At 64.7% G+C, this 23284-nt stretch carries 26 protein-coding genes; 14 read left to right on the forward strand and 12 right to left on the reverse strand.

Annotation, left to right across the window (positions count from 1 at the left end):
* Positions 1–93 precede the first annotated feature (93 nt).
* Positions 94–765 (forward strand): LON peptidase substrate-binding domain-containing protein, encoded by a 672-nt coding sequence (locus tag OOJ09_RS07580; RefSeq protein ID WP_256753244.1) that lies wholly within the window; start codon positions 94–96, stop codon positions 763–765.
* A 20-nt stretch (positions 766–785) separates the two neighbouring features.
* The gene (locus tag OOJ09_RS07585; protein WP_269904592.1) at positions 786–1028 is read left to right on the forward strand and encodes a Trm112 family protein; all 243 of its coding nucleotides are present in this window, start codon (positions 786–788) and stop codon (positions 1026–1028) included.
* 95 nt (positions 1029–1123) lie between these two features.
* Here the strand turns inward: OOJ09_RS07585 and OOJ09_RS07590 are convergent, their stop codons facing one another.
* From OOJ09_RS07590 to OOJ09_RS07600, 3 genes are read right to left on the reverse strand one after another with little or no spacing between them, the layout of a single operon-like run.
* Entirely contained in the window at positions 1124–4471 is a 3348-nt protein-coding gene (locus OOJ09_RS07590; protein ID WP_269904593.1) for an error-prone DNA polymerase, read from the reverse strand.
* A complete protein-coding gene (locus OOJ09_RS07595; RefSeq protein ID WP_269904594.1) occupies positions 4468–5943 on the reverse strand; it encodes a DUF6504 family protein in 1476 nt (491 codons plus the stop codon). The genes OOJ09_RS07590 and OOJ09_RS07595 overlap by 4 nt, the downstream gene beginning before the upstream one ends.
* The gene (locus OOJ09_RS07600) at positions 5885–6937 is read right to left on the reverse strand and encodes an ImuA family protein (RefSeq protein ID WP_269904595.1); all 1053 of its coding nucleotides are present in this window, start codon (positions 6935–6937) and stop codon (positions 5885–5887) included. The genes OOJ09_RS07595 and OOJ09_RS07600 overlap by 59 nt, the downstream gene beginning before the upstream one ends.
* Before the next feature lie 182 nt (positions 6938–7119).
* Here OOJ09_RS07600 and OOJ09_RS07605 point away from each other — a divergent pair, with 182 nt between their 5' ends.
* Positions 7120–7542, forward strand: a complete 423-nt coding sequence (locus tag OOJ09_RS07605; protein ID WP_269904596.1) for a metallopeptidase family protein — start codon at positions 7120–7122, stop codon at positions 7540–7542.
* A 7-nt stretch (positions 7543–7549) separates the two neighbouring features.
* On the forward strand, positions 7550–7975 hold the full coding sequence (locus tag OOJ09_RS07610; protein WP_269904597.1) for a hypothetical protein: 426 nt from the start codon (positions 7550–7552) through the stop codon (positions 7973–7975).
* Between the two features lie 13 nt (positions 7976–7988).
* Here the strand turns inward: OOJ09_RS07610 and OOJ09_RS07615 are convergent, their stop codons facing one another.
* A complete protein-coding gene (locus tag OOJ09_RS07615) occupies positions 7989–8195 on the reverse strand; it encodes a DUF1737 domain-containing protein (RefSeq protein WP_269904598.1) in 207 nt (68 codons plus the stop codon).
* Positions 8196–8305: 110 nt separating this feature from the next.
* Positions 8306–9199 (reverse strand): HpcH/HpaI aldolase/citrate lyase family protein, encoded by an 894-nt coding sequence (locus OOJ09_RS07620; RefSeq protein ID WP_269904599.1) that lies wholly within the window; start codon positions 9197–9199, stop codon positions 8306–8308.
* 333 nt (positions 9200–9532) lie between these two features.
* Between OOJ09_RS07620 and OOJ09_RS07625 the strand changes: the two genes are divergently transcribed.
* From OOJ09_RS07625 to OOJ09_RS07640, 4 genes are all read left to right on the forward strand, one after another.
* On the forward strand, positions 9533–11074 hold the full coding sequence (locus OOJ09_RS07625; protein WP_269904600.1) for a DUF4173 domain-containing protein: 1542 nt from the start codon (positions 9533–9535) through the stop codon (positions 11072–11074).
* Between the two features lie 3 nt (positions 11075–11077).
* Positions 11078–11770, forward strand: coding sequence for a response regulator transcription factor (locus OOJ09_RS07630; protein ID WP_269904601.1), 693 nt, complete (start codon positions 11078–11080; stop codon positions 11768–11770).
* Entirely contained in the window at positions 11761–13374 is a 1614-nt protein-coding gene (locus tag OOJ09_RS07635; protein WP_269904602.1) for an ATP-binding protein, read from the forward strand. The genes OOJ09_RS07630 and OOJ09_RS07635 overlap by 10 nt, the downstream gene beginning before the upstream one ends.
* Before the next feature lie 70 nt (positions 13375–13444).
* Complete coding sequence (locus OOJ09_RS07640; protein WP_269904603.1) at positions 13445–14611, forward strand: NAD(P)/FAD-dependent oxidoreductase; 1167 nt, start codon at positions 13445–13447, stop codon at positions 14609–14611.
* A 48-nt stretch (positions 14612–14659) separates the two neighbouring features.
* On the opposite strand, the gene OOJ09_RS07645 is transcribed toward OOJ09_RS07640, so the two are convergent.
* The 6 genes from OOJ09_RS07645 to OOJ09_RS07670 form a co-directional block, all read right to left on the reverse strand.
* On the reverse strand, positions 14660–15388 hold the full coding sequence (locus OOJ09_RS07645; RefSeq protein WP_269904604.1) for a DUF72 domain-containing protein: 729 nt from the start codon (positions 15386–15388) through the stop codon (positions 14660–14662).
* A gap of 84 nt (positions 15389–15472) precedes the next feature.
* Complete coding sequence (locus OOJ09_RS07650; protein WP_269904605.1) at positions 15473–15907, reverse strand: SRPBCC family protein; 435 nt, start codon at positions 15905–15907, stop codon at positions 15473–15475.
* Positions 15908–15946: 39 nt separating this feature from the next.
* Positions 15947–16438, reverse strand: coding sequence for an SRPBCC family protein (locus OOJ09_RS07655; protein WP_269904606.1), 492 nt, complete (start codon positions 16436–16438; stop codon positions 15947–15949).
* A gap of 43 nt (positions 16439–16481) precedes the next feature.
* Complete coding sequence (locus OOJ09_RS07660) at positions 16482–16928, reverse strand: SRPBCC family protein (RefSeq protein ID WP_269904607.1); 447 nt, start codon at positions 16926–16928, stop codon at positions 16482–16484.
* The gene (locus OOJ09_RS07665) at positions 16928–17239 is read right to left on the reverse strand and encodes an ArsR/SmtB family transcription factor (RefSeq protein ID WP_208604591.1); all 312 of its coding nucleotides are present in this window, start codon (positions 17237–17239) and stop codon (positions 16928–16930) included. The genes OOJ09_RS07660 and OOJ09_RS07665 overlap by 1 nt, the downstream gene beginning before the upstream one ends.
* A gap of 95 nt (positions 17240–17334) precedes the next feature.
* Entirely contained in the window at positions 17335–17928 is a 594-nt protein-coding gene (locus OOJ09_RS07670) for a GNAT family N-acetyltransferase (RefSeq protein WP_420107497.1), read from the reverse strand.
* On the opposite strand from OOJ09_RS07670, the gene leuD reads away from it, so the two are divergent.
* The 6 genes from leuD (at position 17915) to OOJ09_RS07700 (ending at position 22557) form a co-directional block, all read left to right on the forward strand.
* Entirely contained in the window at positions 17915–18520 is a 606-nt protein-coding gene (gene leuD, locus OOJ09_RS07675) for a 3-isopropylmalate dehydratase small subunit (protein ID WP_256753227.1), read from the forward strand. The genes OOJ09_RS07670 and leuD overlap by 14 nt on opposite strands.
* A 71-nt stretch (positions 18521–18591) precedes the next feature.
* A complete protein-coding gene (locus tag OOJ09_RS07680) occupies positions 18592–19527 on the forward strand; it encodes a hypothetical protein (RefSeq protein ID WP_269904608.1) in 936 nt (311 codons plus the stop codon).
* A gap of 339 nt (positions 19528–19866) precedes the next feature.
* Complete coding sequence (locus OOJ09_RS07685) at positions 19867–20259, forward strand: RidA family protein (RefSeq protein ID WP_269904609.1); 393 nt, start codon at positions 19867–19869, stop codon at positions 20257–20259.
* A gap of 8 nt (positions 20260–20267) precedes the next feature.
* Positions 20268–20609, forward strand: coding sequence for a VOC family protein (locus OOJ09_RS07690; RefSeq protein ID WP_269904610.1), 342 nt, complete (start codon positions 20268–20270; stop codon positions 20607–20609).
* A gap of 354 nt (positions 20610–20963) precedes the next feature.
* On the forward strand, positions 20964–22067 hold the full coding sequence (gene leuB, locus OOJ09_RS07695) for a 3-isopropylmalate dehydrogenase (protein ID WP_269904611.1): 1104 nt from the start codon (positions 20964–20966) through the stop codon (positions 22065–22067).
* A 4-nt stretch (positions 22068–22071) separates the two neighbouring features.
* Positions 22072–22557, forward strand: a complete 486-nt coding sequence (locus OOJ09_RS07700; protein WP_269904612.1) for a GNAT family N-acetyltransferase — start codon at positions 22072–22074, stop codon at positions 22555–22557.
* On the opposite strand, the gene OOJ09_RS07705 is transcribed toward OOJ09_RS07700, so the two are convergent.
* Positions 22547–23257: a DUF805 domain-containing protein gene (locus tag OOJ09_RS07705; RefSeq protein ID WP_269904613.1), complete on the reverse strand. Its 711-nt coding sequence runs from the start codon at positions 23255–23257 to the stop codon at positions 22547–22549. The genes OOJ09_RS07700 and OOJ09_RS07705 overlap by 11 nt on opposite strands.
* Positions 23258–23284: the final 27 nt, after the last annotated feature.

Raw genomic sequence — 23284 nt, forward strand, 5'->3', positions numbered from 1 at the left:
GCGGCTGTTTTGCCGCACGGGCTTGCGGTCGGCGATGACCGCGCCAGATATGACAGGACTTGGCGCTTCTCGATGAAGCGATCGGAGGAATAGGTGCAAGCGGGAAACGCGCACTACCGGCTGGATACGGATTTGCCGTCGACGATTCCGATCTTTCCGCTTGCCGGAGCGCTGCTCTTGCCGGGCGGCCGCATGCCGCTCAACATCTTCGAGCCGCGCTATCTGCAGATGGTGGACGAGGCGATCGCCGGGTCACGCCTGATCGGCATCATCCAGCCCAGCCTCGATGGCGCGCTGCGCGCCGATGGCGAGCCGGAGCTCTGCAATGTCGGCTGCGCCGGCCGCATCATCGCCTTTTCCGAGACCGGTGACGGCCGCTACCTGATTTCGCTGCAGGGCGTGTGCCGGTTCCGCATCGCCCATGAGCTGACGGCCAAGACGCCGTTTCGCCAGTGCAAGCTGGCTCCCTTTCTCGCCGATCTCCACGAAGACCAGGCGGCGAGCGAGATCGACCGGCCATCGTTGCTGCGGGCATTCCGCGCCTATCTGCAGGCCAATGACCTGGAAGCCGACTGGGAAAGTGTCAGCCGTGCCGAAAACGCCATGCTGGTCAACGCGCTGTCGATGATGGCGCCCTACGGGCCGGCCGAGAAACAGGCGCTGCTCGAAGCGGCGGACCTGAAGACGCGGGCCGAGACGCTGATCGCCATCACCGAAATGGCGCTGGCGCGCGAGAATGAGGATTTCGGCTCAAGCCTGCAATAAAGGCCGGAGAAGAGGACCCGATGGCGGCGGATGGACGTGACAGGAAGAAGGTCAATGTCGACCCCAAGCTGCTCGAGCTGCTGGCATGCCCGCTGACCAAGGGCCCGTTGACCTGGGATCCGGAGCGCGGCGAGCTGATATCGAGGATCGCCAAGCTCGCCTATCCGGTGCGCGACGGTATCCCGATCATGCTGCCTTCGGAGGCGCGGACGTTGTCAGTGGAGGACGTGCTGTCCCCGCCGCGTTTGAGTGGGCCTTCGTAGTTGGCAGCGCCACCCTTCACTTCGTCATCCCAAGGGTCTTCGCGACGCCGCTTCGCTCCTGCTCCTCCCGTGGATGACGAAGATATAGGCTGCGTCTACTGAAAATTCCGCCCCTTGGGCATGACTTGTTCCGCTTCTCCCGACAGCGTTGCGAGATCCTGTCGGATCGGCGCGTTCCGAGGCGCGGGGCGGCTGGAGCGGTCCAGTCCCTCCTTGGCGGCCGGGGCGCTGGCGATCAACGGTCTGGCCTCGCTGACCTTCTCCAGAAGCACGGTCAGCCAGGGCGTCAAATCCTCGATCTTCTCGGCGACGATATGGATCACACCCGATTCCGACTGTAATTTCCCGGACACCTTCACGAATCGCGCACCCATGACGATGGGCCGAAACCGGGTAAAGGTTCTCTCCCAGAAAATGACATTGGCGACGGCCTTGTCGTCCTCCAGCGTCAGGAAGATCGCGTTGCCCTTGCCGGGCCGCTGCCGTACCAGGACAAGCCCGGCAACGGAGACGCGCCTGCCGTCGCGCACGGAAGGCAGGTTGGCATTGGGCGTGACGCCGGCGCGGTCGAGCCGTTCGCGCAGGAAGGCGACGGGATGCGCCTTCAGCGACAGGCCGAGCGAGCGGTAGTCGTGGATGACGTGTTCGCCGAGCGGCATTTTCGGCAGCTTCGTCTCGGGCTCGAGTTCGCGCAGGCGCAGCGCCGGCTGGTCGAACAGCGGCAGCTTTTCGGCCGCACTCTTGGCACCCAGCGCGCGCACCTCCCACAGTGCGGCACGGCGGTCGAGGCCGATCGAACGGAAGGCATCGGCCTGCGCCAGCCGCTCGATCTCGTCGACATCGAGGCCGGAGCGCAGCCAGACGTCCCGGACGGTTTCGTAGCCTGAACCGCGCCGCTTTATGAAATCCTCCATGCGTTCCTTGGAAAGACCCTTGATCTGCCGGAAGCCGAGCCGAAGCGCATGATTTGTGTCGATGACACCGCGCATCTCGGCATGGCGCGGCAGGATGCGGGCAGGATCGAAAGGCGCTTTTTCCAGGGTGCAGTCCCAGACGGAATAATTGACGTCGACCTCGCGGATGTCGACGCCATGGTCGCGCGCGTCGCGCACGAGCTGCGCCGGCCGGTAGAATCCCATCGGCTGCGAATTCAGGATCGCGGCGCAGAACACGTCGGGATAGAAGGTCTTGAACCAGCACGAGGCATAGACGAGCAGGGCGAAGGAAGCGGCATGGCTTTCAGGAAAGCCGTATTCGCCAAAGCCTTCGATCTGCTTGAAGCAGCGCTCGGCGAAGTCTTGTTCGTAGCCCCTGCCGACCATGCCGTCGATCATCTGCTGACGATAGTTGCCGATCGTGCCGGTGCCCTTGAAGGTGGCCATGGCGCGTCGCAACTCATCAGCCTTGCCGGGTTTGAAGCCGCCAGCGACGATGGCGATCTTCATCGCCTGCTCCTGGAACAGCGGCACGCCCAGCGTCTTGCCGAGAATTTCCTTCAGCTCCGGCTTGGGATATTCGGGTTTTTCCTTGCCTTGCCGGCGGCGCAGGTAGGGATGGACCATATCGCCCTGGATCGGACCCGGCCGGACGATCGCCACTTCGATGACAAGGTCGTAGAAGCTGCGTGGCCTGAGACGCGGCAGCATCGACATCTGGGCGCGCGATTCGATCTGGAAGACGCCAAGCGTGTCGGCGCGGCAGATCATGTCATAGACGCGCGGGTCCTCCTTGGCGATTGTATCCAAAGTCAATGGCCTGCCGTAGTCGTCCCTCACGCCGTAATGGTTTTCGAGCAAGGTGAAGGCGCGTTGCAGGCAGGTCAGCATGCCGAGAGCCAGCACGTCCACTTTGAGGATCTTCACCGAGTCGAGATCGTCCTTGTCCCATTCGACCATCTTGCGCTGGTCCATCGCCGTCTTGACGATGGGCACGATCTCGTCGAGGCGGTCCCTGGTGATGACGAAGCCGCCGACATGCTGGGAGAGGTGACGGGGAAAGCCCATGATCTCGTTGGCGCGCTCCATCACATGCCGCGACGTGGGGTCGCTCCGGTCAAGGCCGCCGACGCGGGCTTCCTTCTCGCCGAGTTCCGAGGTCGACCAGCCCCAGATCGAACCTGATAACGACGCCCTGACATCCTCCGACAGGCCCATCGCCTTGGAGACCTCGCGCAGTGCCGAGCGGCCGCGATAGCTGATGACGGCGGCGGCGAGCGCCGTACGCTTGGAACTGTATTTGGTATAAATGTACTGCATCACCTCTTCGCGTCGTTCATGCTCGAAATCGACGTCGATGTCGGGCGGTTCATTCCTTTCTTCGGAAATGAAGCGCTCGAACAGCGTATCGATCTTGTCCGGCCCCACCTCGGTGATGCCGATACAGAAGCAGATGATGGAATTGGCGGCAGATCCACGGCCCTGGCAGAGGATATGCTGGCTGCGGGCGAATTTGATGATGTCGTAGACGGTCAGGAAATAGCGGGCGTAATTCAGCCGCTCGATCAGAGCGAGCTCTTCCTGGATGCGTTTTATGACGCTGGTGGGTACACCGCCCGGGAAGCGTTTGGCCGCGCCTTCTCGCGCCAGCCTCTCCAGCTCGGCCTGCGGCCCGAGGCCCGATTCCGTTGGCTCGTCGGGGTAATTGTACTGGAGGTCGCTGAGCGAGAAGGTCAGCTCCTCTCCGAAGCGCAAGGTCTCGGCCAGCGCTTGCGGGTGCCGGCGGAACAGGCGCGCCATCTCCAACGGCGGCTTCAGGTGACGCTCGGCGTTGGCGGTGAGCTCAAGGCCGACCTCGGCGACGGGCGTGTTGAGGCGGATCGCGGTCAGTACGTCCTGCAACGGGCGCCGTTCCGCCGTGTGGTAGAGGACGTCGTTGGTCGCCATCAGCGGGATGCCGGCGATCTGCGCCAGTGCCGCCGCCTGCTCGATCCGGAAGCGGTCATTGCCGGCATAACAAGGCGAGACGCCGAGCCGCAGGTTCCTGCCGAAGCGGTCCTTGAGCTGGCGAAGCAGAGCGAGACTGTCCTGCGCGCCCGTCAACAGATCGGGCAGGACCGCCAGCGACATCAGGTCCCCCCATTCGAGGAGGTCGCCGCGCTGGAGAAGGGTGGCGCCCTTTTCGGTTTCATCGCGCAGATTGGCCTGGGTGAGCATGCGGCAGAGATGCCCCCAGCCCTTGCGGTCCTGCGGGTAGGCGAGAATATCCGGCGTGCCGTCGCAAAAAACCAGCCGGCAGCCGGGGTGATAGGAAAGCGCCTCGACCTTGGCCTGCTGCCAGGCGCGCACCACGCCTGCCACCGTGTTGCGGTCGGCAAGCCCGATCGCCGAGAAGCCCATGAGCTTGGCCGCGACCACCAGCTCCTCGGGCTTGGAGGCGCCGCGCAGGAAGGAGAAATTCGACTGGATGCCGAACTCGGCATAGGGAATGACGGTGAGCGCGTTCATGCGAAGACACCATGCATGAACCAGCGCGGCGGCACCTGGGAGCCGCCGTAAAGGCCTTGCCGGTAGAGCCAGTAGCGGCGGCCGTCGGCATCCTCGATGCGGAAATAATCGCGCGTCGAGGCCGCCTCGTCGCTCGCGGCTTCCCGCCACCATTCGGCGGCGATGCGTTCCGGCCCCTCGGCGCGCGTGACCCGGTAGAGCGCGCGCCGCCAGCGGAAGTTCAGCGGCGGTCCTTCCGGCATTTCGGTGGCCGGCACGTCGATGGGTTCGGGCGAGCGGAACAGCCGGACCGGCCGTTCCGGCGGGAAGACGGTCACCGGCGCCTGCATCCTGTCCGGCTTCTTCGGCGGTGTGGTCCGGCGCGGGGCTTCGGTGAAGGGGATGGTGGCGACGGCGCGCTCCGGCAGATGGCTTTCGACCGCGACCGGCCGCAAAACCGCGCCATCGCCGAGCCGGGCGCGGATGCGGTCGGCGAACAGCGCGATATCGGCGCCGTCGTCGGTCGTCTCGCCGGCAAGGTCGGCCTGCTGCATGTCGAAGGCGGCCGCCGACAGCACCGAGAGCCGGACGAGATCGAAGCCATAGCCGGCATCGATATCCTGCTCGAGCGCGGCCAGCCGTTCATGGAACAATTTCTGGATCAGCATGGGTTCGCGCATCGGCCGCGAGGTGCCGATGGCGATGCGGCTGACGGCGCCGTCGACGCGAAAGAGCAGCAGCGCCAGCGTCCTGGCGCCCTCGCCGCGGCGCTCGAGGTCGCTCTTCAAGGTCGTCGCCAGCATGGCCACCAGCCGCTCGATATCCTCGGTCAGGGTGACGGGCTCGGCCAGGTGGCGCTCGACCGAAAGCGGCGCGACGGGAAGGCGCGGTGAAACAGCCTCGTCGAGACGGCCAAGCGCCTGGTCGAGGCGCAACAGCAAGGAGGCGCCGAAGCGGCGCGCGAGCGGCGCGCGCGGTGCGGCCATGATGGCGCCCGCCGTGCGCAGGCCGACGCTTTCCAGGCTGGCACGGGTCGCCGGCTCGATGCGCAGCGCCGCCAACGGCAAGGGCGCCAGCAGCGCTTCCTCTTCACCGGAAGGCACGATGCGGTCGCCGGAAAATCGTGCCGCGGCCCAGGCCGCGCCCGGCGTGGCGGCAAGCCCGGCGCGGACATCAAAACCCTGATGGAAGAAGCGCGACAGGATGTCGTCCAGCATCGCGCGTTCGCCGCCGAACAGATGGGTGCAGCCGGTGATGTCGAGAAACAGGCCGTCGGCACCGTCCAGCGCCACCAGCGGGGTGTAGCGGTCGCACCAGTCGGCAAGACCATCGAGCAGGCGGCGGTCGGCCTCCGGATCGGCCTCGACGATGTCGATCGACGGATGCATGGCGCGCGCATCGGCGATGCCCATGTCGCGCTTCAGGTGCAGCGCCTCAGCCCGCTCGTCGAGGGCCGAGATGCGCTGCGCGTTGCCTTGGCGGTGGCTGATCACGAGCGGTGGGTGAGATGGCGGCAGGTGATCCGACGGCCGGGAACGCCAGGACCGCCCCAGACGCTGCCGCAGGATCCTTTCCACTGCCAGATAGGGAAACCACAGGGACAGGATTCTTTGCCCGTTCTTTCTGTCTTTCCTCGCCCCTTCTTTCGTCGAATGCGCGTTCATCGGGGTTCCACTCCAGTGTGAATTGTCCAGGCAGGGCCGTGCGGCTCTTGCCGATGGTGACGGTGAAGGCCGGGCGGCCGATCGAGCCGGCGAGCGGCCCGGCGATGGTGTCGCGCGGCGTTGCCGGCGCCGACGCGACGATGAGGCGGACGGGTGCGGCCGTCGGCTCGGGCTCCGCCGCCTGCCGCAGCAGGAACACCGGCCGGCCGGCACCTAGCGCCCTTGCATGCAGCCGGCGCGTCGCGGTCAGGTCGAGCCGCTGCGGATTGCCGCGGATTTCAAGGATGACGGCGGCGAGCGCGGTCATCCGGGCGGCCTCCTCGGCGACCCACAGCGCATCGACAAGTCTGGGCGCTTCGGAAAACAGCAATTGTTCGGGCTCGATGCCGAACGAGGCTTGAAGCCCCCTGGCATAGGGAAAGCCGGCCTCGCGGAAAATCTCCGACGTGCCGATCCACAGGACCGGCAGGCCCTTCGCCTGCTTGAGGATCAGGCTCGTGAGCGACAGCGCGAAGCCGGCGACGGCTCCGGCATCGCGGGTTTGTGTGCCATGGATTTCGCTCAGGGCGGCTTTCGGCAGGCCGCCGCTCAGTGCGGCATCGAGGCGCTCGACGCCGGTGGGCAGGAAGGCATCCGGCAACGCCGCGGCAACGCCGCGCCGGACGATCGTGAGATCAGTATCGGGGGTGAGATCGGTGCCGACGTCAGCATCGGAGGTCGCGGCGGCCGGCGCCTGCAGGCGCTCGGGCAACGTTCCCTCGATCTTCGCGATCTGGCGGCGCAGGGCAAAAACAGTCTCCCGCGCCACGGCGGTCATCGCCATGACGGTCAGCTTCCACTCACAATTGTTCCTGTTATGTTCTTATAGATTCCAGAGGGTGCCCCAAGAGTCAAGCAGAGTCACAAGGAATTTATTCCTTCGCGCCTCGAGGGTGCGGAAGCAGCCGCCGCGCCATTTGCCGATTCCGGTGCGAAAGCCTATATGCCGGGTTCAAAGGACAAAGCATGGCCCGCATCTACAAGACCCGCACCTGGCACGACCAGTTCTCGCCGTCCATGGAGGAATTTGAGTTCCTGGCGCTGGAGTCCTACGCCCACCTGCCGGAGGATTTTCGCAAGCTGACCGGCGAGATCATCATCCAGATCGCCGAATTCCCGACCGACGAGATCATGGACGATTTGTCGCTGGAAACGCCGTTCGACCTGCTCGGCCTGTTCGAAGGACGCGGCATCGCCGAACGCTGGAATCCGCAGACCGGCGAAGGGCCGAACCGCATCACGCTCTACCGCCGCGCCATGCTCGACTACTGGGCCGAAAACGAGGAAACGCTGGGCGACATCGTCACCCATGTGCTGATCCACGAGATCGGCCATCATTTCGGCCTGTCGGATGATGACATGGAGCGGATAGAGGAAGCTGCTGAATAGCACTCAGATGACGGAAGCAGAATTTGCCGACCGGATCGATTGCAATTGGCCGTATCACCACATTTCACAAAGCCGGGAACTGATCACAACCGCAGTCGGCATTTCGCCGAATGCCGCGTTCCTTGCGCTTAGTGAGTTTTGCCATCTGCCCGTAAGTGCTGCCGTCGAGTCCACCACCCTCTTAGCTCTGGTCGAGCTTTGGCTATCCGAATTCGACCATCCGGTGGCGCCTATGTTGGCGGAATGCGCGATCTCCATGATTGAGCACAGGCTGTCGTCGGTTTCCGAGACACTAACAAAGATGGATTACGTCTCGGGCTATCCCGGCCTCCTCGCAGCGCTATCGATACTCTGCTTCAGCTGCGATGACGTCGACGGCCTCGCATATGCGCGGTTCGACGAAATCAGCGCCGCCTGGGCAAAGCTGCCGTAGCCGGTTAGGTGCTCTACCAGTCGCTGAGCTTGGTATCGGGCCCGTATTCCTGACCTTCGACATCCTTGACCACGGCCTGGCCGCAGCGCATGGCCTTGGCCTTCTTGTCGTAGGCGTAGGTCGGCGAGCCGAACAGGTGCCAGCCCTTGTTCAGCGCCGCCGTCACCTTGTGGCAGAAGCCGGCGTCGTCCGGGCCAGTCAGAAAGCGGTAGAGTTTCATTTTTCAGTCCTGTCGTGAGTGCTCTGTTTTCTTCGTTTCGAGCATGATCTTTTCCGAAACCCGGTTCCCGCTTCTTGCTTCGCTGACCTTCGGTCCGGGGTCATGCCCGATCATGCGCCGATGGCGGCTGCCTTCGCCAGCAGTTTTTCAGCCTGCCCGAGGTGCAGCCGCTCGACCATCTTGCCATTCAGCGCGATCACGCCCTTGCCGGTGTTCTCCGCAAGCGCGAAGGCCTGGCTGACCAGGCGCGCCTCGGCCACGGCCTGAGTGGACGGCGAAAAGGCGCGGTTGGCCGCCTCGATCTGGGCGGGATGGATGAGGGTCTTGCCGTCGAACCCCATGGCGGCCGCTTCCACACATTCCTGGGCGAAGGCGTCGAGGTCGCGAAAATCGTTGGAGACGCCATCGACCATGTCGAGACCGCCGGCACGCGCGGCCAGCACCATCTGCATCAGCCACGGCACGAGATAGCGCCGGTCGGGCGTCGCCAGCACGCCGGTATCCTTGACCAAATCGTTCGTTCCGGAAACGAAACAAACCAGTCGTGAGGCCGGATCCCGGCCAAGTTCAGCTATAGTGCCGATGTTCAGCAGTGCCTTGGGCGTTTCGATCATCGCCCATAGCTTGACGCTGTCGGGGGCAAAATTGTCGTCGAGCACATCGCCAGCCTCGAGCAGGTCGCGCGGCGTGTCGACCTTGGGCAAGAGGATGCCATCCGGCTCGCAGCCTGCCGCGGCCAGCAGGTCGGCGGCGCCCCATTCGCTGGCCAGCGCGTTGACGCGCACCACCATCTCGCAGCGCTGGCCAAAGTGGTTGGCAACCGGGCGGTTGGCGAAAATCCCCGCCAGCTTTTCGCGCGCCGCAACCTTGTCGGCCGGGGCCACGGCATCCTCGAGGTCGATGATGATGGCGTCGCAGGAAAGCTGCGCGATCTTGGCCAAGGCCTTGTCGTTGGAGGCCGGGACGTAGAGCACCGAACGGCGCGGGCGATAGCTATCGGTCATAGCAAATCTATGCCGCCTGTGGCCGATCGAGGCAAGCGTACAGGGCATTGCTTTCGAGTTGGCCAGTCGCAGAAGCTGGCGCCGCCCCTGCACGAAAACTGCACACGCTTGCGGAAAACCTCCTCCAATCCGCCCAATCGTTTCCTGGCCAGCCTGCGAGACAGGCGGCATGCACAAGCGAGCAAAACCCCGTTGGTCCCTGCCCTACCGGCTGCGCAGCGAAGGCTGGTGGCTGGTCGATCCGCCACGCGCGAATCCCACGGCGATCCTCATCCCTTTCGTCCGCGGGAGCCCGCCGGCAATCCGGCTGAGCGCCATTGGGAAGGCCAGGTCATGACATCATTGTCCACCGCCGCGCCGAGCTATTGCAGCCGCCTCGGTGTTGCCGTGCTGCTGGCAGCACTTGCGGATTTCCTCTTCTACGGCCAGCCCGCCGGCATCACGGTTTTCCTGTTCGCCATCCTGATTGCCGCTGCCGTCGTCGCCGTGCATCCCGCCGCCTTCAGCGACGGCAGGCTCTGGATCAAGCCCGTCGCCCTGCTTGTCGCGCTGCTGCCGCTCACGGAGAATGTCTGCGGCCTGTCGGTGTCGGTCGCGCTTATTGCCATGATCGTCTTCGCGCTTTCGCTCAGTGGCAGGCTGCGGCACCGTATCGCCCGCATTGCCGGCCAGATCGCGCTGTTCCTGCTGGCGGCGCCGTTCCGGCTCGTTGGCGATTTCATCCGCTGGCGCAAGACGGCGCGACGGTCCGGCCGGCGCCGCGTCCGCCTGGCGGCGCTCGCCGTGTGGGTCATGCCGCTGACGCTGGGCGCCGTCTTCCTGGCGCTGTTCGGCGCTGCCAATCCGGTCATCGATTACTGGCTGTCGCTGATCGACCTTCTGAAGCTGCTCGATCTCATCCAGCCAACGCGGATTGCCTTCTGGATGTTCGTGCTCGCCGGCGTCTGGGCTTTCTTGCGGCCACGCCTGCCGCGCCTGTTCCGCCGCATCCCGCGCACGGCGGCGCCGGCTGATGTCAGTGCCCAATCCGAGAGGACCGCCATCGAGGACATCCTCTTCGGCAAGGCGGCCATTCTTCGCGCGCTCGTTATCTTCAACATGCTGTTTGCGCTGCAGACCGGACTCGACGCCGCCTATCTGTGGGGCGGAGCCGCCCTTCCCGACGGGCTGAGCTACGCCGCCTATGCGCATCGCGGCGCCTATCCCCTGATCGTCACCGCGCTGCTTGCCGCCGGTTTTGTCCTTGCGGCGCTGCGGCCCGGCAGCGAAACATCAGGGGATCCGCTCATCCGCCGGCTGGTCTACGTCTGGGTGGCGCAGAACATCATGCTGGTCATCTCGTCGATCCTGCGGCTCGACCTCTATATCGGCATCTATGCGCTGACCTACTGGCGCGTCGCCGCTTTCGTCTGGATGGGGCTGGTGGCGGCCGGCCTTGCCCTGATCATCGCCCGCATCGCGCTTGGAAAATCCAATGAATGGCTGCTATCCGCCAATCTTCTGACGTTATCGGCGACGCTTTATGCCTGCTGTTTCATCAACTTCGCAGCAACGATCGCCAATTACAATGTCGACCATTCCCTCGAAATGACCGGCCAGGGTATTTCACTCGACGCCTGGTATCTGCGTTCGCTCGGTCCGGACGCGTTTCCGGCGCTTGATCGCTTCCTCGAGCATCAGAGCCGGACTGCTGCCGCCAATGATCCGGACTTCCGCGAGCTGGCGGGAGCGCGCGGCAGCGACGAAGGCCGGTATCGCACCATGCAGCAGAACTGGCGTGCCTGGAGCTTCCGTGACTGGCGCCTGCTCGGCTATCTCGACACCAGGGCCCCGCTCGTGGTTCCTGATGTCGCAGAACCTGTACCGGGCCGCTGATCCATGCCGCATCACATCCTCGTTGCCGACGATGATCCGCATATCCGCGAAGTGATCTGCTTCGCGCTGGAAAAGGCCGGCATGAAAACGCAGGCCGTGGCCGATGGTGCCGCCGCCCTGCAAGCGATCGGGCGCCGGGCGCCCGATCTCGTCGTGCTCGACATCGGCATGCCGGAGATGGATGGGTTGGAGGTCTGCCGGCGGCTGCGGCAGCGATCCGATGTGCCGGTGCTGTTCCTGTCCGCGCGAGACGAGGAAATCGATCGGGTGCTGGGTCTCGAAATGGGTGGCGACGACTATGTGACAAAACCGTTCAGCCCGCGCGAGCTGGTCGCTCGCGTCAACGTCATCCTGCGGCGCGCCCGCCCGGCGCCGGCCGAACCGGCCGACGACAGGCAGTTCACGCACGGCAAGCTTGCCCTGGCGCCGGCCAGCCACGCCGCCAGCTTCGATGGCAAGGCGCTTGCCCTGACGGGGATAGAGTTCTCGATCCTGAAGGGATTTCTGGCGCGGCCCACGCATGTGCTCGACCGCGACATGGTGATGGCCAGTGCCTATGCCGGCAAGGTCCATGTCGCCGACCGCACCGTCGACAGCCATATCCGCAACATCCGCGCCAAGCTGGCGGCGTTGGGTTGCCTGGATGTCATCGAGACCGTGCATGGCGTCGGCTTCCGGCTCGGCCGATGCGGCTGACGACCTCGCGCAAATGGATTGGCCGCAAGTGGCGGCCGCGTCTCGCCACGGTCGTCGTTGCCATCCTGATCATGGTGATGGCGTTGCCGTTGGTCGGCCTGTTCTTCTTCCGGCTCTACGAGAACCAGCTGATCCGCCAGACCGAAGCGGAACTGATCGCGCAAGGTGCCGCCTTCGCCGCCATCTATGCGCAGGACGTGCGCGACGCCGGCATTGCGCCGGACAAGCTCGGCGCAGAGATGCCGCAGGGAGGCGGAGATGCGAGCCGGAGCGCCAATCCGGGCCGAAGTATCGACCCGGGCTACCGGCCGATCGAGCCGCGTCTCGATCTCGCCTCGGACACCGTGCTTCCGACCCGGCCGGCGGCGGTGGCCGCGACCGCCGATCCCGCCTTAACCGCGATCGGCGCGCGCCTGTCCGGCATTCTCGACGCCACGCAGAAAACCACGCTGGCCGGCTTCCGGCTGCTCGACCCCCGAGGCGTGGTCATTGCCGGACGTGGCGAGGTCGGCCAGTCACTCGCTGACGTCGAGGAGGTGCGCGAGGCACTCGCTGGGCGCCATGCCAGCGCGCTCAGGCTGCGCATCCCGGACCAGCCGGCGCCGCCGCTCTATTCGGTCAGCCGTGGCACCAAGGTGCGTGTCTTCGTCGCCCTGCCGGTGGCCGTCGACGGCCGAGTCGCCGGCGTGGTCTATGTGTCGCGGACACCCAACAACATCGTCAAGCATCTCTATGGCGAACGCGGCAAGGTGACGTTGGCGGCGATCGCCATTCTCGGCGGCACGCTGCTCATCGGCCTGGTCTTCCTGCGCACCGTCAGCCGCCCGATCTATGCGCTGATCGACCGCACCCAGCGCATAGCCGCCGGCGATCGCGGCGCCATCCGGCCGCTCGACCATCACGGCACATACGAGATGGCGGAGCTTTCCGCCGCCTTCCTCGACATGGCGGAAAAGCTGCAGGCGCGATCGGACAGCATCCAGACTTTCGCCACCCATGTCTCGCACGAGCTGAAATCGCCGCTGACGGCGATCCAGGGCGCGGCCGAGCTGCTGCGCGATTCCGGTTCGGCGATGGACGATGCCGAGCGGCGGCGATTCTCCAACAACATCGTCACCGATGCGGGACGGCTCAATCTGCTGGTGCGGCGCCTGCTCGAGCTGGCGCGCGCCGAAAATCGCGCGCCGAGCGGCGAAAGCACCTCGATTGGTGCAGTGCTGGCGCTACTCCCAATCGACAACAGGCTGGCGATCCGCGTCGAGGCCGGCGGCGATCTGACCTTGCGCATGTCGGCCGAGAACGGGGCCATCGTGCTTGCCAATCTCCTCGACAATTCGGCCAGGCATGGCGCGACGCAGGTTTCGGTCACGGCGGCAAACGCCGAGGGCAGAACGACCATCCTGGTCGATGACGACGGCGCCGGCATTTCGCCGAGCAACCGGGCGCGTATCTTCGAGCCGTTCTTCACCACGCGACGCGCTTCGGGCGGCACCGGCATGGGCCTCGGCATCGTCCTGGCCCTCCTGAAAGCGCATGATGGTACGATCAGGCTGGTTGACTCCGAACGCGGCACGCGCTTCGAGATCAATCTGCCGGTTGTATGAAATTGGAGCCTGATTCCGAAACCGGTACCCACTTTTCGGGATCATGCTCCAGGCTTGGAAAGGCAAAAGCGTGCGCTACGACATCGTCATCATTGGCGGGGCCATCGTCGGGTCCTCGATCGCCTACTATTTGCGTGAGGAAGGGTTTTCCGGCTCGATCGCGCTGATCGAGCGCGATCCGCAATTCGCCCACGCGGCAACGACGCTGTCCATGGCCTCGATCCGTCAGCAATTCTCCATTCCGGAAAACATCCGGCTGTCGCAATTCACGCTGAAACTGTTCAGGCGGCTCAAGGAAGAGTTCGGTGCCGACGCCGATATCGGTTTCCGCGAGGGCGGCTATCTCATTCTCGCCGGTGAGAATGGCTTACCGATCCTCAAGGCCAATCACGAGGCGCAGATCGCCGAGGGCGCCGACATCGTGTTCGAGGACGCCGAGCAGCTGACGCGGCGCTTCGCGTGGCTGTCGGCCGAGGGCATTTCCGCCGGCGCCTACGGCCGGACCGGCGAGGGCTGGTTCGACGCGCATGCGATGCTGATGCTGTTCCGCAAGGCGCTGCGCGACAAAAAGATCGATTTCATCACCGCTTCGGTCACTGCTATCGCGCGCGACGGCAACCGCATAACCGGTGTCAGCCTCGACAATGGCCAGACGCTGGAGGCAGGCATCGTCGTCAACGCCGCCGGGCCGAATGCCGGCAAGGTCGCGGCTTTTGCCGGGCTGGCGCTGCCGGTCGAGCCGCGCAAGCGCAACGTCTTCGTCTTCGAGGCGCGCGAGAAATACGCCGACATGCCGCTGCTGGTCGATCCCTCCGGAATTTATGTGCGGCCCGAAGGCTCGGTCTACCTCACCGGCGGCGCCGAGCCGGAAGAGGGCGACGGCCCTGCCGACCCCGCGGATTTCGAGGTCGACTGGCCGCTGTTCGAAGAGGTGATCTGGCCGGTGCTGGCGACCCGCATTCCGGCCTTCGAGGCGATCAAGCCGACGCGCGCCTGGGCCGGCCATTACGACTACAACACGCTTGACCAGAACGCTGTGATCGGGCCGCATCCTCAGGTCGGCAATTTCCTGTTCGCCAATGGATTCTCAGGCCACGGCCTGCAGCAGGCGCCGGCGGTCGGCAAGGCGCTGGCCGAGCTGATCGTGCATGGCGGCTACCGCACGGTGGACTGTTCGGCGTTTGGTTACAGCCGGGTCGCCGAGGGGCGGGCGTTCAGGGAATTGAATGTGATTTGAGTGAGGCCGCTCTGCCTTCTCCCACAGGGAGAGAAGGGAAAACCGCGTCTAGGCAAGCGTCGCGTCGACAGCGAGGGCGTTGCCGAGCGCATGGCCTGACGCCGTGTTGTCGAAGATGCCCCAGACCTCGGCGCCGGCCGTTGCCGCTTTTACCTGCCGGCCGATCCGGTCGAGACTCCCGGCATCGTAGTCCGAGTAATAGATGCGCGGTGCGCCATGCCAGCGGAAATAGGCAAGGCCGCGCCAGCCGCCCGGCGCCGCCGCGGCGGGGACCGGAGCCGGATCGGCCGCGACACGCGCGACGTGGCAACCGGCCAGAAGCGCCTCCGCCTCCGCATCGAACCAGCTCGGATGACGCGGTTCGCATGCCAGCCTGGCCTGGGTTCGCTTTCCCAACATGCCGAAGAAACCGCGAGCCACGTCGGGCTCGAACGGCAAGCTCGGCGGCAGTTGCACCAGAAGTACGCCCAGCTTTTCGCCGAGACCCTCAACCTGCTGGAGAAAAACCCCGGCAAGCGCCTCGCAGCCGACGAGACGCTGCTCATGGGTCATCGCCTTCGGTGCCTTGACGGCGAAGCGGAAGTGCTCCGGCACGGCGCGTGCCCAGCGCTCATAGGTGTCGCGGCGATGCGGCTTGTAGAAGGACGTGTCGATTTCGACGACCGGAAGGCGCTGGGCATATCGTTCAAGATGCGAACCGGGTTGTGGGAAGTCTTCCTTGTATCGCGTCGGAATGCCCCAGCCGGCCGTGCCTATCAAACATCCAAGCTTTCCCATGCTGAGGATGTGGACAGCATGACGAGCAGGTCAAGGCGGTGGCACAGCCAAGTCGACGGGTCCAGATTCCCGATCGACTTTGCCCTACTGGTGAATCCAGCGGTTCGGAAACGGGAATCCCTCGCCGTCCTCGACAAGCTGCTTGAGGCTCAGCAGGAAGACCGCCCAGCTCATCGAGTAGTAGGGGTAGCGCTCGGCATCGCCACGAAATCCCGAATGCCGGAACTGGACAGTGGACCGACCGTCGACGGGAAGAACGGTGAACTGGACCTGCGTTCCGGCCCAGTCCGAATCGTCCTCTTCCGTCGGCTGCCAACACACCAGCCGGTCCGGTTCGAGGGCGGACACCCGCATGAGCTGACAGCCGTCTCCGAAGCGAAACTCCAGTATGTTGCCGGGCTTGGACTCGCCCCGCGTGTCGGGAATCCACCATTGCGCAAGCTTGTCCGCTTGCGTCAACGCCTGGTAGATGGTGCCGGGAGGGCTCTTGATGCTGATCTCGTGCCAGATTTCCTTCATGGCATCCTCCTTCTCACGGTTGGAAAACAAGAAGCTTCGTCAGGCCGCAGCCCGGCAGCCCGAACTCGCATACGTCTGCAGCCAGCTCAGCACCCGTCCCCAGCCTTCGGCATGTTCGGCCGCCGCTTCACTCAGCCCGGCAAAGCCGCCATGGCAGATGGTAACGCGGGTGCCGGTGGCGATCGGCTCCAGCAGCCAGGCGACCGTCGTTTGCCGCCGGCCAAGCGTGGGATGATCCCAACCATAGGTCCGCGTCTGCACGATCCGGCGCGGCGCCTCGATCTCGACGAATTCGCCGCCGGCCGGCAGGTGCCTGCCGTCAGCCGCGCGTGCGGTGACGTTCCAGTGCCCGCCGACGCGCAGGTCGGCCGACCAATCCGTCATCCGGTAGGTGTCGGCTGAACCCCACCATTGCTCGACTTCCTTGCCGACCAGCGCCCTGAAGATGCGTTCCGGAGGCGCCTCGATCTCGGCGGATGCCATGATCGTCTCGCCATTGGTCATGCTCCGCACCCTGGGAATGTGCATCATGGATGTCTCCACATGAAGTTGTTTCGGTATCGAAACGAGGCCTTCATCCTTTTGATGGCGGGCGCTCAAAACCCTTGCCGGTCTCAAGCAGGCTCTTCAGGCTGGCCAGCACCAGCGGCCAGCCCTTGGCGACGTTGCCGATCAGGCTGTGCGGCCCGTCCGCCTCATGGGTGACGACAAGCTTCATCAACTCGCCGTCCTGCTCGATGGTGAAGGTGCAGCGCGTGTAGCCGTCGGCCTTCACCTCCGGCATCCATTCATTGCGCCATTTGATCACCAGGCGTCGCGGCGGGTCGATCTCGAGGATTTCGCCGCTGTCGGCAAGGCGCCCGTCGGGGAAGATCAGCTTCCAGCTGGAGCCCACCTTCCAATCGCTCTCCTGATAGGAGCAGAGAAAGAACTGCCGGTTGAACTCCGGGTCGGTCAGCGCCTCCCAGAGCTTTTCGGGCGTGGTGCGGATGTAGGTCACGTAAACGAAGCTGTTGCTCATCAGTCTTCCCTTTCGAGGCGTTTCTTCAAGTCGCTGAGGGCGGTCAGCCGTCCCCGTTCGAACTTGCCGATCCAGCGGTCGGCGATCTCGTTGATGGGAACGGGGTTGAGGTAGTGCTCCTTCTCGCGCCCCTTGCGGATGGTGGTGACGAGGTTCGCCTCCTCCAGGATCGCCAGGTGCTTGGTCACCGCCTGGCGCGTCATGTCCATCTCCGCGCACAGCGCGTTCAGCGTCTGCCCGTTCCTGGCATGGAGGCTGTCCAGCAATTGCCGGCGTGTCGGGTCGGCCAGTGCGCGAAAGACGGCATCCATGCTCATGGCTCTAATATGCAACCATTTGGTTGCATGTCAAGGCGGCTTGCGGATCACGAAAAGTTGCCTGCCCGTCAGGCAAGGAGCGGAAAGCGTCAGTGCTTGCGGGGAAACCAGAAGGCGTCGGCCATGCGCTTCATGCCGATGCGCTCGTAGAAGCCGACGGCGTCGGGCATGGAGATCAGGCTGATGGCGACGGACGGCCCGAGTTGCCGCCGCGCCTCGTCCATCAGGCCCTTGCCGATGCCGAGCCCTTGCGCTGATCGGGAAACAGCGAGTTCCGAGATGTAGCAGACCCAGGAAAAGTCTGTGACAGCCCTGATGACGCCGATCAGCGGCTTGCCGTCCACATCGAGACGTGCCGTCAACACCAGATTGGCGGCTGACAACATGGCCTTCAGCCGCGCTTCGTCATCGACGGGGCGCGTTTCGCCGAGGCCGGATTCCACCAGCACGCGGCGAAATTCGGCGACGTCGAGCGCTGGCTCGCGTGCATAGAGGATTTGGGAGTTTTCCACCATGACCGCAGACTGCACCATTGGGAGGGCAATTCGAAGTCGTTTTGCCTGATACCCTTGTGCCATCACGCACAAACAGTTGGCTTTTATTTGCCCGCGGCTTTGTGTAAACCGGGCCTCAGCAAATTCCCCCGCAACGAAAACACGGGCAAAAGCCATGGAAAAATTCACCAAGCTCACCGGCGTCGCCGCTCCGATGCCGATCGTCAATGTCGACACCGACATGATCATCCCGAAGGATTATCTCAAGACGATCAAGCGCACCGGACTTGGCACCGGGCTGTTCGCCGAAATGCGCTACAATGACGACGGTTCGGAAAATCCGGATTTCGTGCTCAACAAGCCGGCCTATCGCAAGGCGCAGATCCTGGTCGCCGGCGACAATTTCGGCTGCGGCTCGAGCCGCGAGCACGCGCCGTGGGCGCTGCTCGACTTCGGCATCCGCTGCGTCATCTCGACCTCGTTCGCCGACATCTTCTACAACAACTGCTTCAAGAACGGCGTGCTGCCAATCACCGTCAGCCCCGAGGATCTGGAAAAGTTGATGGACGACGCCTCGCGCGGCTCCAACGCGACGCTGTCGATCGACCTCGAAGCCAAGGAAATCCGCGGGCCTGATGGCGGCGTGGTCAAGTTCGACCTCGACGATTTCAAGCGGCACTGCATGCTCAACGGGCTCGACGACATCGGCCTGACCATGGAGAAGGCTGGCGCCATCGCCTCGTTCGAGAAGCGCAACGCCGAACTGCGCCCCTGGGCCTGAGCGGCACCTGTCCGACGGATAGGCCCGGCCCTTTCAGGCCGGGCTCGTGGCGACTGAAGGGAGGGACAGTCATGACACGTTCGCTTCTAGCCGGCGTTTGCGGTCTGGCGTGGATGTTGATGCCGGTGGCTGGCGCGCATGCACAGACCGACAAGGTGCTCGTGCCGGCTGACGAGCCATCCGGTGGGGCCACCAACCAAGACGCGTCGAGCACCGCCAATGCCGCCCTAGGCGAAGATGACAGCCAGGCACCGATCTCCTTCGAGGGCGGCCAGTTGACCATCACCCAGCCGGAGCAGGATGGCGAGAAGGTGCTTGCCTATGACGGCAAGGAACTGGCCAGCAACTACGATGTCTTCTTCGACAAGATAGTGAAGATCGGCGACATCAATGTGGCGCTGGTCGATGTCGGCGATGGCGGCAATCAATGCGGCCCGGCAAAGGTCATCGTGTGGAAGCCGGAAGGCGGCGCGATACAAAGCCTCAAGGTCGAGCAGGACGAGTGCGGCGCGCCGCCATCGGCGGTGTCCGACAACGCCATCTATTTCGTGCCTTATCTGTTGCCGGGCGATGCAAAGCCGGCTTTGCAATGGTCGCCCACCGGCGGGCTGACCACCTCGGGCAATCTGACCTACATGCCGGAACCCGGCACCGACTGGAAGGACGTCGATCCGTCGAAATACGACAACATCATCGACGCCTTCCACAACGAGGCTGTCTACAAGGAAGCGGAAAAGCTGCTCGGCAAGGACATGCCCGACATGGCAACCAGCCTGCTGGTCGGCGGCGGCACGGAAAAGACCGCGTCGGGCGCCTTCTATGCCAGCGGCTGCGTGCCGCATGATTGCGGCGGCAATGACGGCTTCATGGCGGTCGACCCGGCCCAGCACAAACTCTACTTCGCCCGCCGCGGCGACAATGGCGAGCCGAACGCTTGGCCGTCGGTGACGACATGGCCCGCCGATGTGAAGGAGGCGCTGGACAAGGCGCTGGGCTCGGCGAATTAGGGGTGCGGGTGGCGCTGGCGCCGCGCTTTCGTCATCCACGGGCGAAGCGACGCACAGCGGAGCGCAGACCCGAGGATCCATGCCGTGACCTTGGCCGAAGAGCGCGGCGGGGCATAATTCTGTGGGGCTGCAACGCCTTGAAGTCGCGCATGGATCCTATGGTCTGCGCCGCGTCGCTACGCTCCTTGCTTCGCCCAGGGATGACGATGCGAGAGATGCTCTGGCTAGAATCTCCGAGGCTGAGCTTCGCCACATCGTGACAATTGTCCGCTCGACTTGGCCCACGACCGGATCACCCTCCTCTGCTAGACGACGCGGATCAATGTAAGGAGGCCTCCGATGCGCAAACTCATCTCCACTGGCTCGCCGTTCGAAAAGACCGCCGGCTATTCGCGGGCCGTGGTGCAGGGCGACTGGTGCTTCGTCTCCGGGACGACCGGCTACGACTACGCGACGATGACGATGCCCGACGGTGTCGAGGCGCAGACGCGCAATTGCCTGGCGACGATCGGCAAGGCGTTGCAGGATGGCGGCTTCGCGATGGCCGATGTGGTGCGCGCGCATTACTACATCACCGACCAGGCTTTCGTGGACATCGTCTTCCCGATCCTGGGCGAGACGTTCGGCGACATCAGGCCGGCGGCGACGATGATCGTCTGCCAGCTCAACAAGCCGGAAATGAAGATCGAGATCGAAGTCACGGCGCTGCGGCGCTCGGCTGCGGGATCTTGAGGAAGTCCATGAAGGTCCGGCGCATCGTCGCCAATATCGAGACTCGGGATGCGGCGGCGGCGAAACGCTTCTACCATGACGTGCTGGGCCTCGACGTTCTGATGGATCAGGGCTGGATCGCCACTTACGGTTCCGAGGAACAAATGCAGGTGCAGGTCAGCTTCATGGCGCAAGGCGGCTCCGGCACGCCGGTGCCGGATCTGTCGATCGAGGTCGACGAGGCGCTTGCCGCCATGAAGGAAGCCGGCTTCGCCGTCGAATACGGCCCGGCCGACGAGCCCTGGGGTGTGCGGCGCTTCTATGTGCGCGATCCCTATGGCAGGCTGGTCAACATTCTCTCGCATCGGTGACGACATCTCGCGAGGCGCCGCAGGAGCTGCGACGTTGACGCAAGGATCGCGGCCTCATTCCAGCTTGGGTTCCTCGCCCCCACGAAGTGGGGGAGAGGTGGCTCGGCGAAGCCGAGACGGAGAGGGGGGCCTGCGCCCTACGAAAGCCCCCTCTCCGGCCGCTTCGCGGCCACCTCTCCCCCGCTTAGCGGGGGCGAGGAACCCAAGTCTTGAGAGGTCGGCCGGCCAGAGGGCCGTTGAAGAGCGCCGAACAGCCGCGCTTGTTCTGCGCGGCAGCGTTCCTCCTCCCCTTGCGCCGCAAGCGCTTGGCGTTTAGCAAGGCCGCGGTTCAAATTCTTTCTGGGACGGTTCTCCATGGCAACGAAGCATCTTTTCCTGCTCCCCGGCGACGGCATCGGCCCGGAGGCCATGGCCGAGGTCAAGAAGCTGATATCAGCCATGAACGAAAAGCTCGGCAGCGGCTTCGTCACCGAGGACGGTCTGGTTGGCGGCTGCGCCTACGACGCGCATGGCGCGGCGATCTCCGATGCCGACATGGCAAAGGCGATGGCCGCCGACGCGGTGCTGTTCGGCGCCGTCGGCGGGCCGAAATGGGATGCGGTGCCTTATGAAGTGCGCCCTGAAGCCGGCCTGCTGCGGCTGCGCAAGGACATGGAGCTGTTCGCCAATCTGCGACCCGCCATCTGCTATCCGGCGCTGGCGGCATCCTCCTCGCTCAAGCAGGAGGTGGTCGAAGGCCTCGACATTCTCATCGTGCGCGAGCTGACCGGCGGCGTCTATTTCGGCGAGCCCAAGCAGATCATCGATCTCGGCAACGGCCAGAAGCGCGGCATCGACACCCAGGTCTACGACACGTTCGAGATCGAGCGCATTTCGGGCGTCGCCTTCGAGCTGGCGCGCACGCGCAAGAACCACGTCACCTCGATGGAAAAGCGCAACGTCATGAAGTCGGGCGTACTGTGGAACGAGGTCGTCACCCAGACCCACAAGGCGCGCTACTCCGATGTCAAGCTCGACCACATGCTGGCCGATGCCGGCGGCATGCAGCTGGTGCGCTGGCCCAAGCAGTTCGACGTCATCGTCACCGACAATCTGTTCGGCGACATGCTGTCCGACATCGCCGCCATGCTGACCGGCTCGATCGGCATGCTGCCGTCGGCCTCGCTCGGCGCCCCGGATGCCAAGACCAAGAAGCGCAAGGCGCTCTACGAGCCGGTGCACGGCTCGGCGCCGGACATTGCCGGCAAGGGCATTGCCAACCCGATCGCCATGATCGCCTCCTTCGCCATGTGCCTGCGTTATTCCTTCGGCATGGTGGCGGAAGCCGACCGTCTCGAGGGCGCCATCGCCGCCGTGCTCGATGATGGCCTGCGCACCAAGGACATCATGTCCGAAGGCATGACCGAGGTCGGCACGGTGCGGATGGGCGACGCGATCATCGCCAAATTCCTGGGCTGATCCGATGGCGGTCGACGTCCGCTGGGCGACGACCGAGGACGCGGCCGCACTCGCGGCCATGCTGTGCGAGATGGCGGTGCATTACCGGCAACCGCCTCTCGCCGCCGAGCGGGCCCTTGCCGCGGCGCGGAAATGGCTGGCCGAGGAAAGTCCGGCCTATCCGCATTTCGCGCTCGCCTTCGTCGCGGGAGAGGTCAGCGGCCTGGCATCGGTGGCGATCGCGCATCCCGGCATCGATCTCGAGCGGCTCTTGTTCCTGAAGGATCTGTTCGTGCGCGGCGAGGCTCGTAACGCCGGCATCGGCCGCGCGCTGATCGGCTTCCTCGCCGACCATTGCCGGCGCCACGGCATCGGCCGCATCGACCTGACCACCGAGGACTGGAACGAGGGCGCGCTGCGTTTCTACGCGCGGCTCGGCGCCGAACGCCACGGCCAGAAGATTGTCCTCAGATTGTCGGGCGAGTCGCTGGCGGTTGCAGCTAAACCCTGACTCCTGCCGGCACCGGTCCCCACTGGTTTTCCCTGGCCTGCGTCGGGATCAGGGCGAAGACCAGGATGATCAGGCCGCCGATGGTGGGAATGAGCATCACGAGGCAGAGCCAGCCCGGCAGGCCGATATCGTGCAGGCGGCGCACGATCATGCCGAGGCCGGGCAGGAACGTTGCCAGCAGGAAAACGCCGAAAAGCCCGACCGTCACCGCCGGCATCTCGGCGCTGTCGAGGTTGCCCATCTCGACATCGGTGAAAATGCCGATGCCAATGATCGCCAGCAAGGCGATCGCCCAGAACAGGCAATAGCCCCAATATTCCTTGCGGCGGGCGCGGCCGGCGAAATTGAAGTAATTGCCTGTCAGGCCGCGCCAGAAATAGCCCCACAGGTCGGTGGGCTCGGCTGGCCCGGAGGACCGGCCGAAGGGTTGCGCCTGGGCTGCGCGCGCTGCCGGCGCATTGCCAGCTTGAGCCGCTGCCGCGTTCGCACCGGCATCGTTGGCCGGGTCCGCGGCCTGGGCGGTGATCGAGAAAACGTCCCGCGCCTGGCCGCCGCCCGGCTGGAATTCGACCCTCGTGCCTCGCGCCATGGCGGTTTGCCGGCGCAGGTCCTCGCGCCTGAACGTGTAACGATTGCCATCCGCCCCGGTGATGAAGCCGAAGCCCTGATCCTCGTCATAGTGAAGCACTTCGCCGCGCATTGGCCACCCCGCTCGCCACACCCCGCC

It is taken from the genome of Mesorhizobium qingshengii (genome assembly GCF_027563465.1).
GTDB classification, from domain to species: domain Bacteria; phylum Pseudomonadota; class Alphaproteobacteria; order Rhizobiales; family Rhizobiaceae; genus Mesorhizobium; species Mesorhizobium qingshengii_A.